Source organism: Schinkia acidoalkalinis (genome assembly GCF_054301215.1).
In genome coordinates this window covers 2,234,548-2,247,547 of the sequence record NZ_CP182573.1, presented here as the reverse complement: position 1 = coordinate 2,247,547, position 13,000 = coordinate 2,234,548, and the positions used below count along the sequence as shown (strand labels likewise).

The window sequence follows — 13,000 nt, the reverse complement described above, 5'->3', positions numbered from 1 at the left end:
TTAGTAAGACTATTTATTAGAAACTATCGAACCTCATTTACTTATGATACGGTTCCCCCCGATTAATCCGAAATGCCCGATAAATTTGCTCCACCAACACAAGCCGCATCAACTGGTGCGGAAATGTCATTTTTGAAAAGGACAAGGCATGGTTGGCTCGCTTTTCGATTGCCTTGCTTAAGCCTAATGATCCGCCGATAATAAAGGCAATTTTGCTCTTGCCGTACGTTGCCAGCTGATCAATTTCCTGAGCCAACTCCTCAGAGGAAAGCATTTTACCCTGAATAGCTAATATGATGACATATGTATCATCGGAGATTTTTGCTAGGATTCGTTCCCCTTCCTTGTCTTTTACCTGCTCCATTTCTGTTCCACTTAAATTTTCTGGTGCCTTTTCATCTGCTACTTCAATTACTTCCACTTTTGCGTATGGACCTAATCTTTTCAGATATTCATCAATACCTTGCTTTAGGTATTTCTCCTTTAGCTTCCCTACACAGAAAATTGAGATATTCACATTTATCCCCCTACTATAAACAAGTTATACACAAAAATTATCCACATATCCACAATGTGCTACCTGTATTTTGTGGACGAATATCAGTTCGATACAACATATACCGCCTTATTTTGACAATATTCACAGGTTGTTGATAAGTCACCTTCTGTTATTTTTTCAATTACAGGTGCAACCTCATATTCATCTACAATGATATCTAATGCTAGCTCAACATGCTCTTCACAGCATTTAATCATATTTTTTCATCCTCACTTTTTAATTTTTGGCTTAATCGAAGCCACTATCTTTTATCCACAATCCACACCCACTATTTTACATGATTTGACACAATCCACAATCCTATTTAACGGAAAAAAGGAGGCCCACTTATCCACAATGGGAATAACTTGTGGATGCACGGCCCCCTTTACTTACACTTTTATGATGTTTTCTGTTCTACTAACTTCATCTTTGTATGCATTAACTTACCTTCACGATAGAATGTGATATCCATCTCGTCGCCAATTTTCTTATCTTTATACAGATGCTTCCGTAGTTCGAGAACATCGGCAATTGGTTTACCATCTAATTCAACGACTACATCCAATTCCTTTAATCCCGCTGCAGATGCCGGTGAATTTGGCATAACGCTCACAACAAAGGCACCCTTATCTATATTCTTAGGTAGCTTTAATGTTTGTTGCCAATGATAGCTAGGAATTTCATTTAATGACCGTAAGCCAACTCCCATAAATGGTCGGCGTACTTCACCAAACTTCTCCAAATCCCCCATAACAGGGATTGCACTATCAATTGGGATGGCTAATCCTATTCCTTCAACCGCTTCCTGAGCAATCTTCATGGAGTTAATCCCAATGACCTGGCCTTCAATATTTACAAGCGCTCCACCGCTGTTTCCTGGGTTAATTGCGGCATCTGTTTGGATTACCTCAGCCTGCCAATCAGGATTTCCGTCCCCGTCAAAGTCTTGTGGAATCGTTCTTTCAACCCCACTAATAATCCCTTGGGTAACGGATCCAGAGAATTCCATTCCTAGTGGATTACCAACTGCTAATACTGGTTGACCAACCTCTAAATTTTCAGACCTTCCAATTTCCGCTACCTTTTTTACTTTAGATCCATCAATTGCGATTACTGCTAAATCCATAAGCTTATCGCTGCCAAGTACTTTCGCTGGAACACGCTCACCACTAGATAGGCTAACTTCCACCTGTGTGGCTCCTGCAATAACGTGATTGTTTGTAACAATGTAGGCCTTGCCGTTTTCTTTCTTATAAACGACGCCAGATCCACTTCCTACCTCACTAGTATCTTGCCAAAACCCAGTTTGTTGAATATTAATAACGCCAACAACAGCATCGGATACTTTGTTGACAGCATCTGTAACTGCTGAAGTGATATTAACATTTACATTTTGTGCTTGACCGACATTCCCCTGTGGCCCAGTTCCAGCAGCTTGCTCTGTTTCGGCCCCTTTTGGTGTTAAATTATACGGGAGAACATCATACTTTGATAAGGCAGGAATTGTAAAAATAACAATTAATGCCCCTAAAATTGCACCAACAAGGGTTGGCAGAAAGAATCCTCCCCGGTTGCCTTTCATCCTTTTATTTTCATAATCCTGGTCATAATACCCCACTGATTATTCACCAATCCTTTCACTGATGAATGATATTTTCTAGGATGTGTAATCTTTGCTGTTGCTACTCATATTTTTATTTGCACAAATGAGTTCATTTTTAACTTCAAGCCTCAGCAGTATGCAACGGCAAACCGAGCGGTTATCGCTTTTCATTGTCCAGCTCCAGTTTTTACGTCGCTAGACGGGTGCTTTCGCTTTTCTATACCACTTGCAGTTTTGTCGGCACTTTTGGATCTGTATCATAAATCTTAAAGTCTTCTCCAACAGCAAAGCCTTTCTCGGTTAAGGTTTGCGATACAGTCATTCTTGCTAAGTCCTTAATGTTATTATCTTTACTTAAATGTGCTAAATAAATACGCTTTGTTTTGTCGCCGATACAATCGGCCAATGCCAAGCCGGCATCCTCATTGCAAACATGGCCAACATCACTAAGGATGCGGCGCTTTACATTCCATGGATAGGGTCCCATTCGTAACATTTCAACATCATGGTTTGCCTCAAAAATAAATACATCAGAATTGCGAATCGTTCCTTTAATTCGATCGCTTACATAACCTAAATCCGTTACGATCGTCACTTTTTTCCCGGCGCTATGGAAACAATAGAACATCGGCTCTGCTGCATCATGTGATACACCAAATGATTCCACATCGATATCGGCAAACGTTTTAATAGTCCCGGCATCAAATATGAATTTTTGTTCAGTCGGAATGGCGCCAATTAAGCCCTCCATCGCCTCCCATGTTTTCTTATTTGCGTAAATAGGCAGCTTATATCTTCTAGCTAATATTCCTAAGCCTTTTACATGGTCGCTATGCTCATGGGTTACTAATAAACCATCCAACTCCTTAGGATTTAGGTTTACTGTATCCATCAGCTGTTCCATTTGCTTTCCACTAAAGCCTGCATCAACTAGAAGTTTGGCTTTGTCTGTTCCAATATAAAAAGCGTTCCCTGTACTGCCGCTGGCTAGTACACTAAAATGCAAACTCATTTTCTCCAACTCCACTTTGTATTAATTGAAAAATTTGTCCATCAATTGCATTGACGAAAAAGTTGTGGTCATGATCTAAAACGACATGCCATGTTGGAACGAAAATTTGAACATCTCCTGATATTGGAACATTTTTGTAATACCCTAATTCTACTTTTGTTATATGTCCGCCAGATGTCAAATAATCGTTATAATATAAATTTTCAATGGCCTTTAAAGGAGGTAAGATTTCCTGCTTGGATCCTTCTTCTGTAATTTCCTTAATACCCGTCAGCATTGTTTGCTCATAACTGACTATTTCATTTGCTTTGTTCAACTTAATCGAAAGCATAGCTTGTTCATTTAAAAAAAGCGGTCTTCCTCTATAGGTTTGGAAAAATAGCAGCTTATTTGCCTTTTTGTCCCGACCCCAATACACATAAGAACTTCCGGAATAAACATTTTCCTTTAAGAAATCACGTAAGAAAGCTTCTACATTTTTTTCAGGCAGAGAGATTGACTTCGTAAACTTCGAAGTAATCCACTCCTCCGTTATATTAGATACAGTTTGGTTTTTTAATTTTAAAAAATCACTTGGAATGAACTTTTTTCTAACCCCACTAATGTATGATTCCCGGTCCACTTCATTAGGAAGGTTGGCATACGTAATTTCATCCGCTTCCAGCTGTTCTTCAATTGTTGATTCAGTAATATACTCAAGCTCAGCGGTCGTTCTTTTTTCAATGATTTGAAAGGCTAAAAATAAATCAAGGACAAGAAATATTAGAATAAAAATTGTCTTTGTTCTACTCCAATCCATTCTAGCTTCCCCCTTGTCCTTTAGAAGTAGAAGGAATTACAATCTCTTCCCATTTTCCGTCATATTTTATATACCATATGGGCCGAACGGTTGCCATCATTGATGTTTTTTTATTTTCTTTCACAAAGTCATATCCAATTAATGCAGCTTCTAAAGAATTCAAAGAAAATTTTGGTTTCATCTGTGTTAAATAGCTAAGCAATTCCCTGCCAGATGGCAAAATTACCGTTTTCTGCTCGTTCGTAATACTAAATCGTAAATTAGTAAGCGAGCGTGTGTATTCGTAAATTTCATTATCACGCCACGATTCATTGATTGAAGTTGATTCATTTTGGCTAAAAACCGGGGACCCACCTACCATTAAACGGAAGCTAACCGTATGATTTGTTTTACTCCAGTCCATCAGCGAAAATGAATCCGTCCATCCTGAATGATCATTAATAAACTCAATTGATTTTAAAATCATTTCCTCCGAGTCTAATTCATACACTTCAGGATTTGCTGGATTAATAAAGTTCATCATCCCCTGATTTTTTGAAATAGCCAATGCCCTCGTACCATCAGTAAATGATTCCTCACCATTGTTCAAACTATATTGTTTTACACCATTTGGATCACTGAACAATGCATTTTTAAAATCGGTAGAAGGTATATTTTCCGTTGAAAAAGTCAGTTGTTTTACAGTAACCCTTTTCTCCGGTAAGTACAAAATTTGGCCATGATTGCCCCTAATTGTAAAATACGGGGACCCACTTACCTCGATGACGCCCGTTGCTAATTGTTCTTTAATATTGTTTATTTCACTATCTTCAATGTTCAATTTAATCGCCTGATCTAAGGAACTTGAGACAAAATAAATAGCAGGAGATTTTGAGAAATTTACAACAATGCGGTCAAAATAGTTAAGATTCCATTCTTGTCTAACCGGTTTCATAATGTAGTTCACAATATTTATTGGCAGATTGACGGGATAGATTAACTCAAGGCTGCTCTCGCGAAATAATATTGACTCCCGCTGTTCCTTTGAAGAAAAAGTAATATGTTCATAATTTACTACATTTAAATTCATGACCGCTTCGTAAACTTTATTTGCGAGTACATAATCAGATAGTTGATAATGAAGCCCACCTTGGTGGTACATAAATTGAAGTGGTTTAATCACTTCATTAAACTGTCTTTTCTCACCAATGGTTACAGTTTGTATTGGATTGTTTTTATGTCTGAAGTCATATTGCGGCTGAAACGTCCACAAGCCCCAGGATAAAATGAGACTTAAGAATACAAGTAATGCAAGTACAATCGATTTAGCCTTCTCCCGATTCATTTTCATGAATGCCCCTCCTCTCTTGCCTTTTCAAGAGGAAGTGTAAAAGCAATTGTTGCACCTTTTCCTTCTTCACTATCTGCCCATATTTCCCCACCATGAATCTCAATAATTTCCTTGGCGATGGCCAGTCCCAGTCCGGTACCTCCCATTTTTCTTGACCTTGCTTTATCAACACGATAAAAACGGTCAAAAACCTTTGGTAAGTCCGACTTTGGAATTCCAACTCCTTCATCAGATACTCTTACATGGAGAATATTTCCCTTTTGTAATAATTCAAATCTCACTTTGCCGCCTTCAGGAGAGTATTTCAAAGAATTAGAAATGATATTATCTAGTACTTGGGTAATTTTATCTTTATCAATCATTACATATCGTTCACGATGAGAAAATGCCCTCTCAAAGGTAAATTGATCTTCTTTGCTCATTTCAAAACGATCAATAATTTGTTGGAAATACGCCGTGAAGTTTATCGTTTTCTTAACAAGTTGATAATCTCTACTATCTAATCTTGAAAGCTGTAAAAGGTCATTTACCAGTCTAATCATTCGCTCTGTTTCTGTTTGCGTAACATCTATAAATCGCGGTGCAAGTGTTTCGTTTTGCCAAGCACCGTCTGCAAGGGCCTCCAAATAGCTGCGCATCGTTGTCAGTGGTGTCCGAAGTTCGTGTGAAACATTGGCAACAAACTCACGCCGTTCTTGTTCAATCGCCTCTTGTTCTGTAACGTCCTGCAATACGGCAATTAACCCAGTTGGGCTATCATGGTCATCCTTAATAACTGAAAAATTTGCTCGTAAAATATATTTATTTCTATTTTCACTTAAGTCTAGTAAAACAGAATCCTTGTTATCTTGAAGTTTTTCAAGTATTTCATTTTCGTCAATATTAAGGAGCGCCATAATTGATGTATGCTGTACTGTTTCACGTGAAACATTCAACATCCTTTCAGCAGGCTCATTCATTAAGATGATATGACCATCCCGATCTGTTGCGATGACACCATCAGACATATGGGATAGGACTGAGCTTAATTTACGCCTTTCTCCTTCCGTTGTTTCTTGAGCAATTTCAAGCTTATGCGTTAGTTCATTGAAGGTTTCCGCCAGTTGCCCTATTTCATCTTTTCCAAAAACATTAACCTTCCTGGAAAAGTCCCCTTCTGCCAATACCAAAGCTTGCTTTCTCATATCAGCAATCGGTCTTGTAATTGTTCGAGCTACAAAGACGCCCAGTAAAGCAGTTATTACCGAGGCAATAATTGTTCCTGAAGCCAAAATGCCGTTAATAACCCGCATTTGTTCATAAACCCTTTCCATCGAGGCAACGACATACATTCCACCAATGACTTCATCCCTAGACTTAATAGGGATTGCTCTAACGAACATCCGATTTCCAGTTCTTGGATCAAGTAAGATATTCTCCGACTCAGCTTCCCCAATAATCGCCTTCTTCACCCGAACCTCTGTTGTCCTTCGGCCAATCATGCCTTGATTATTTGGATCTGAAATGCCGATAATACGAAAGCTGCTATCTGCAACTTGAACCTCCGAAATATCATCTGAAAGGAAATCCTGTAAAATTACATTAATCTCTTCTTCAAGCTGCAACGTTCGTCCATTTCGCTGTTCATCCATCTGTTGCCCAATATTATAGACTAATAGTCGAATCCGCTCGTTGATTGATTCTGTAAAGTTATCAACCAACTGTTGTTCAAGTTCTCGGACGAAATAAACACCGATGACTTGCATTGCAAATAAAATCAACAATACATAGATTAAAATAAATTTAAAATGGATCGATTTAAAGAAACCGACTTTTTTCATTTCTACTACTCCTGATCTGGATTTCTCAAATAATAACCGACACCGCGGCGCGTGATAATCCATGTTGGATGGCTTGGGAGGTCTTCAATTTTCTCCCTAAGCCTTCTTACAGTTACATCAACAGTCCGGACATCGCCAAAATAGTCATAGCCCCAAACCGTTTGTAAGAGATGCTCACGAGTCATTACTTGACCGATATGCTTAGCCATATAGTGGATTAACTCAAACTCACGATGCGTCAGTTCAATTGGCTCTCCCCTTTTTGTGACTAAATAAGCATCTGGATGAATGGTGAGAGCACCGATGATGATTTCTGTCAATTCACTGCTCCCTTTATCGCCATCTTGCTGGCGTCGCCGTAAATTGGCCTTTACACGGGCAATTAGCTCTCTTGTACTAAATGGTTTCGTGACATAATCATCCGCCCCAAGCTCCAGTCCTAAAACTTTATCAATCTCTGAATCTTTTGCTGTTAACATAATGATTGGCATTTCATATTTTTTTCTTACTTCTCGACAAACTTCCATTCCATCTTTATGAGGGAGCATTATATCTAATAAGATAAGGTCTGGTTTTACTTCTTCTACTTTACGAAGCGCCTCTAATCCATCATAAGCACAAGTGACCTTATAGCCTTCTTTCTCTAAATTAAATTGTAAAATGTCAGCGATTGGCATTTCATCATCAACAACTAAAATGTGCTTTTCCATCGTCTTCTCTCCTTCAAACTCCTATAGAAGTTTCCTACTTTACTTTATCATGTCTGTGACTTTTAAGCATCCATTGACTTGCTGTTTGTTAGATATTGTTAGTTATATCCTGATTGGTCCAGCAACGGATATATTTGGTTCAGGTAGATATTCCAACAGCCAATTATTGCTCCTTAAGGTGATTGGACAATCCGTTCATTATGTATAAGGCAAGTTTTTATGCGGACACGAATAAACATCTAGGTGTTTCGGGGAGGTGAGACTGTATTCGTGTTAGTCCGCATAAAAACTTAGTAGCTATCTAACCTTTAATATTTGAACGTTGTCCAATCAAGCTTGGTCGCAATAATCGACTGCTGGAATATAACTTTTCCTAAAATAAAAAAGGCCTTCCCAGTTGTAACAACCTGAGAAGCCCCTCTTTTTATCTAGTATTCTATTATTCTATAATTCTTTACGTGGATTCTTTAGTACGCCGTCTTCATATACTTCAAAATGCAAGTGAAGGCCTGTTGAATTTCCGGTAGAGCCCATAATACCAATTTCTTGGCCTTTGGATACAGTTTGACCAACCTTTACTTCAATTTTTGCTAGATGGCCATAAACTGTCCTCATTCCGTTGTTATGGTTGATTACAATTTTATTTCCATAACCGCCATCATCCCAGCCTGCTGATACAACTTTGCCGTTATCAGCTGCCAAAATGCTGCGGTCCCTCGGACCTGCAATATCAATGCCTTTATGCTGTTTCCCCCATCTATAGCCCATTGGACTTGAAATATAGCCGCCAATGGTTGGCCAACTTAAATCCCCTGTTCCACGGGAAGGAATCACTTTTGTACCTTTAATTACTACTTTCTTTGTAGATTCTTTCACAATAGTCTCGCCGACCATTACCTTTTGGGTAAGCATTCCATTTTCTTTCACGATATTATATTTTGAGATCTTTTCGCCATTTGCTCCTTCTTGCGCTACCTTTGTTGTTCCTTTGAAAACAGTGTTATCCTCTTTTACTTCAATCTCAAAAGGAATAACTTCGTCACGAACAGCTTCCATATCAACAACAACAGTAACTAATGGCACATGTGTTGTTACGTTCAACTCATCGTCAATATGTATAAGTTTGTCTTCATCTAGACCTGGATTAAGCTGAATTAATTGATCTAAAGTTAGGTCATAGCTATTAGCAATTTGACTTAAAACTTCCCCTTCCGCAACTACGTGCTTCTTTTCTTGAAGAGTACCAACTTTCAATAACTTTACAGCTTCGTCTACTGATAAAATATCTTCCGGAAAAACTTTCCCTTCTGAATATGTAACATTTTCTTTTATACGAACGTCTTTAATGAATAAGTCGTTATATTCGACTTTATCTGCGCCATTCGCCAGCTTAGTTAGAATTTCTTCTGGAACATATTTCATCTTTATTCGCTTGATGACCTGCTCGGCCTCTTCTTTATTAGATACAAAGGCAACCGTTTTGCCGTCAACCATAATTGCCTCTGCGCTAGCCATGGCGCTGAATGCCTGTTGTACCTGTTGAACAGCCCCTTCATTATCATACACAGGTGTAAAAACCTTTTCAGGTACATATGATATTTGCTCTTCCTTTGCAAACTCATAATCTTGATAAACCTTCATTGCCTTCTGGTATTTTTCCCCTAGGAGACTATTAATTACACTTTTGTCACTTACTGTGCCAAGCAATTCTCCTTTATGATAAATATGATATACAGTATTTACATTTGCATTTTCATATTTATCATTCGATGCATATACAGATCCAATTGATATTGAGGCAATAACAGAGGTTGTTATAATCGCTCTTTTAAGTACCACTGATTTATTCGAGTGCGGTGTTTTAAAAACACGCGTCATATTCGTCTTTATTTTATGTAAAATTTGTATCACGAGTCTTCCTCCTATATTTCTTCCTACTCCTTCTTTCCTACAAATAAAATTCAAAATTTTCCCATTAATTGTGATGGATTTCATACCTTTTTTACTTTACCATAAATTCATTAAAAATTCTAGAAAAATCCTAGAATTTGTCGAAACCACTCGAAACCAACATCCACACATTTTTAATGTTTTCAATCTAACAATAAAAAAGGACTGCACTAAATAAAGGAGACAAGCCACATATACCGAATAAACAGCACTTCTTACTATATGTGGTTGGTCCACTATTTAGGACAGTCCCATTATTAATTTATTTTTTAGCGTGGTCCGTATACGCTACGAATAACATTTGTTTGGTTTCGATCAGGACCAACAGAGAACGTAGCAAGTGGTATTCCTGTTAATTGTGCTACACGTTCAACATAATGACGCGCATTTTCAGGGAGATCATCAAGTTTTCTTACACCAGTAATATCTTCAGTCCAGCCAGGCATTTCTTCGTATACAGGCTCACATTCTGATAAAACGTTTAGGCTTGCAGGAAACTCTTTAATGACTTCTCCTTTATATTTGTAAGCAACGCAAATCTTTACTGTTTCTAAGCCAGTTAAAACATCAATTGAGTTTAATGCTAGATCAGTAATACCGCTAACACGGCGTGCGTGGCGGACAACGACACTGTCAAACCAACCAATACGGCGAGGACGGCCTGTTGTTGTACCGTATTCACGACCAACTTCACGGATTTGATGCCCTATTTCATCATGAAGCTCGGTTGGGAATGGACCATCACCAACGCGAGAAGTATATGCCTTACAAACACCAACGACATGATTAATTTTTGTAGGGCCCACACCAGAACCAATTGTAACACCGCCAGCAACTGGATTTGATGATGTAACAAACGGATATGTACCTTGGTCAATATCTAACATAACCCCTTGTGCACCTTCAAATAATACACGCTTGCCTTCATCAATGGCATCATTTAAAACAACAGATGTATCACAAACATATTTTGCAAACTGTTGTCCATAGTTATAATATTCATCTAAAATATCTTCAAGTTTAAAGCCTTCTGCATCATATAACTTTTCAAGAATTCGATTCTTTTCTTCCAAGTTTTGCTTTAACTTTTTCTCGAATTCTTCACGGTCTAATAAGTCAGCTATTCTAATGCCGATACGGGCAGCCTTATCCATATAAGCTGGTCCGATTCCTTTTTTCGTAGTTCCTATTTTGTTAGCACCTTTACTCTCTTCGGCTAACTCATCTAGTTTTAGATGATAAGGTAGGATAACATGGGCGCGGTTGCTGATTCTTAAATTATCAGTATTAATACCCTGCTCATGTAAGTATTGTAATTCTTCTACTAAAGCTTTAGGGTCAATTACCATTCCATTACCAACTACGCAAATTTTCTCGCTAAAGAAAATCCCTGAAGGAATTAAATGTAATTTATACTTTTTCCCACCAAAAACAATGGTATGACCTGCGTTATTTCCACCTTGATATCTTGCAACAACCTCTGCATTTTGAGAAAGGAAATCCGTGATTTTTCCTTTTCCTTCATCGCCCCATTGTGATCCAACAACTACAACTGAAGACATTTTTTTTGCACCTCCAAAAATAAAAAACGGTAAACTAATATTTCTATTGATAAATGTGTAAAATAATAACCAACAGTAAGTGTATCAATATACAACTTTAAAGTCAATTAAACACGAACAATTTTATAAAACATATATCTTTCGTTCGTAAAAAAACAACCTAATGCTCAGGCACTAGGTTGCATATCACGATGTCGTTCTAAATTAACAAATTTATTATACTCTTTAACAAAAGCAAGCTCCACCGTTCCTACAGGGCCGTTACGCTGCTTGGCGATAATGATTTCAATAATATTTTTGTTCTCAGTTTCTTTATCGTAATAATCATCACGGTATAAGAAGGCAACAATATCTGCGTCCTGCTCAATACTACCTGATTCACGAATGTCAGACATCATCGGGCGCTTGTCCTGACGCTGTTCAACACCACGGGAAAGCTGTGATAAGGCTATGACTGGTACACTTAATTCACGCGCTAACGCTTTTAGGGACCTTGATATTTCTGATACTTCTTGTTGGCGGTTTTCGCCAGAACGACCGCTGCCTTGAATTAATTGCAAATAGTCAATCAAAATCATCCCAAGACCGTGTTCCTGTTGTAATCTTCGACATTTTGAACGTATTTCATTAACACGAACCCCTGGAGTATCGTCAATATAGATGCCTGCGTTTGAAAGGCTCCCCATCGCCATTGTCAGCTTCGTCCAGTCTTCCTCCGTCATTTTTCCTGTTCTTAAGGACTGGGCATTAATATTCCCCTCCGCGCATAACATACGCATGACAAGCTGTTCAGCGCCCATCTCCAAACTAAAAATGGCCACATTTTCATCTGTCTTTGTTGCAACATTCTGCGCAATATTTAAAGCGAAGGCCGTTTTACCAACAGAAGGACGAGCTGCTACGATAATTAAGTCATTGCGTTGAAACCCCGCTGTCATTCGGTCTAAATCGACAAAGCCGGTAGGAATCCCGGTAACATCGCCTTTTCGGTTATGAAGCACCTCAATGTTGTCATAGACATTGACCAATACATCTTTAATATTGCGAAAACCGCCCGTATTTTTTCGATTGGCTACTTCAAGGATGGATTTTTCTGCATCATTTAATAATGATTCAACATTATCATCGTTGTTATAGCCCTCTGTTGCGATTACCGTTGCTGTACGGATTAACCGTCTTAGAATGGACTTTTCTTCTACTATTTTTGCGTAATATTCAATATTTGCAGCTGTTGGTACAGCATCTGCTAATTCACTTAAATAGGCAACCCCGCCAACTTCCTCAAGCTGTTTACGGTCAGCAAGTTCAGAAGTCACTGTAACAATATCAACAGGCTCCCCTTTTTCAGATATATCGAGCATAGCTGAGAATATCCTTGAATGTGCCGAACGATAAAAGTCATCCGGCATTAATATTTCTGAAGCAGTTGTTAAAGTCGATGGCTCAAGGAAAATAGCCCCTATAATGGCTTGTTCTGCTTCAAGATTATGGGGCGGTGTCCGGTCAGTAAAAAGATCGCTCATAAACAACATTGCTCCTTTCAATGAAACTCAATTTTAAAAGAGACTGACCATCTAGTTGGAGCAGCCTCTTTTTTATATGAAAATATATATTCCATAAGATGATTATTGCGACCGAGTTTGATTGGACACAGTCACAGAGTTGTGATTATA

The 13,000-nt window shown here is 38.3% G+C and carries 11 protein-coding genes; all 11 read right to left on the bottom strand.

Annotation, left to right across the window (positions count from 1 at the left end):
• Positions 1-37: 37 nt before the first annotated feature.
• Positions 38-517 carry a 23S rRNA (pseudouridine(1915)-N(3))-methyltransferase RlmH gene (rlmH, locus tag ACNQFZ_RS11730; RefSeq protein ID WP_458411531.1) on the bottom strand — a complete coding sequence of 160 codons (480 nt, stop codon included), beginning with the start codon at positions 515-517 and terminating at the stop codon, positions 38-40.
• Positions 518-600: 83 nt separating this feature from the next.
• Entirely contained in the window at positions 601-756 is a 156-nt protein-coding gene (locus ACNQFZ_RS11725) for a CxxH/CxxC protein (protein WP_458411530.1), read from the bottom strand.
• A gap of 182 nt (positions 757-938) precedes the next feature.
• Positions 939-2,159: a S1C family serine protease gene (locus ACNQFZ_RS11720; RefSeq protein ID WP_458411529.1), complete on the bottom strand. Its 1,221-nt coding sequence runs from the start codon at positions 2,157-2,159 to the stop codon at positions 939-941.
• Between the two features lie 202 nt (positions 2,160-2,361).
• Positions 2,362-3,156 (bottom strand): MBL fold metallo-hydrolase, encoded by a 795-nt coding sequence (locus tag ACNQFZ_RS11715; protein WP_458411528.1) that lies wholly within the window; start codon positions 3,154-3,156, stop codon positions 2,362-2,364.
• A complete protein-coding gene (locus ACNQFZ_RS11710) occupies positions 3,140-3,955 on the bottom strand; it encodes a two-component system regulatory protein YycI (protein ID WP_458411527.1) in 816 nt (271 codons plus the stop codon). The genes ACNQFZ_RS11715 and ACNQFZ_RS11710 overlap by 17 nt, the downstream gene beginning before the upstream one ends.
• Position 3,956: 1 nt before the next feature.
• Positions 3,957-5,285, bottom strand: a complete 1,329-nt coding sequence (locus ACNQFZ_RS11705) for a YycH family regulatory protein (protein WP_458411526.1) — start codon at positions 5,283-5,285, stop codon at positions 3,957-3,959.
• Positions 5,282-7,105, bottom strand: coding sequence for a cell wall metabolism sensor histidine kinase WalK (gene walK, locus ACNQFZ_RS11700; RefSeq protein WP_458411525.1), 1,824 nt, complete (start codon positions 7,103-7,105; stop codon positions 5,282-5,284). The genes ACNQFZ_RS11705 and walK overlap by 4 nt, the downstream gene beginning before the upstream one ends.
• A gap of 5 nt (positions 7,106-7,110) precedes the next feature.
• On the bottom strand, positions 7,111-7,815 hold the full coding sequence (gene yycF / locus ACNQFZ_RS11695; RefSeq protein WP_458411524.1) for a response regulator YycF: 705 nt from the start codon (positions 7,813-7,815) through the stop codon (positions 7,111-7,113).
• A 444-nt stretch (positions 7,816-8,259) separates the two neighbouring features.
• The gene (locus ACNQFZ_RS11690; RefSeq protein ID WP_458411523.1) at positions 8,260-9,726 is read right to left on the bottom strand and encodes a peptidoglycan DD-metalloendopeptidase family protein; all 1,467 of its coding nucleotides are present in this window, start codon (positions 9,724-9,726) and stop codon (positions 8,260-8,262) included.
• 308 nt (positions 9,727-10,034) lie between these two features.
• Positions 10,035-11,327 carry an adenylosuccinate synthase gene (locus ACNQFZ_RS11685; protein WP_458411522.1) on the bottom strand — a complete coding sequence of 431 codons (1,293 nt, stop codon included), beginning with the start codon at positions 11,325-11,327 and terminating at the stop codon, positions 10,035-10,037.
• A gap of 167 nt (positions 11,328-11,494) precedes the next feature.
• Positions 11,495-12,850 carry a replicative DNA helicase gene (dnaB, locus tag ACNQFZ_RS11680; RefSeq protein WP_458411521.1) on the bottom strand — a complete coding sequence of 452 codons (1,356 nt, stop codon included), beginning with the start codon at positions 12,848-12,850 and terminating at the stop codon, positions 11,495-11,497.
• Positions 12,851-13,000 lie beyond the last annotated feature (150 nt).

Coding starts and splice junctions, on each gene's coding strand:
- ACNQFZ_RS11725 (WP_458411530.1), bottom strand. CDS start 756: ATGATTAAATGCTGTGAAGAGCATGTTGAGCTAGCATTAGATATCATT.
- ACNQFZ_RS11715 (WP_458411528.1), bottom strand. CDS start 3,156: ATGAGTTTGCATTTTAGTGTACTAGCCAGCGGCAGTACAGGGAACGCT.
- ACNQFZ_RS11710 (WP_458411527.1), bottom strand. CDS start 3,955: ATGGATTGGAGTAGAACAAAGACAATTTTTATTCTAATATTTCTTGTC.
- ACNQFZ_RS11705 (WP_458411526.1), bottom strand. CDS start 5,285: ATGAAAATGAATCGGGAGAAGGCTAAATCGATTGTACTTGCATTACTT.
- walK (WP_458411525.1), bottom strand. CDS start 7,105: ATGAAAAAAGTCGGTTTCTTTAAATCGATCCATTTTAAATTTATTTTA.
- yycF (WP_458411524.1), bottom strand. CDS start 7,815: ATGGAAAAGCACATTTTAGTTGTTGATGATGAAATGCCAATCGCTGAC.
- ACNQFZ_RS11685 (WP_458411522.1), bottom strand. CDS start 11,327: ATGTCTTCAGTTGTAGTTGTTGGATCACAATGGGGCGATGAAGGAAAA.
- dnaB (WP_458411521.1), bottom strand. CDS start 12,850: ATGAGCGATCTTTTTACTGACCGGACACCGCCCCATAATCTTGAAGCA.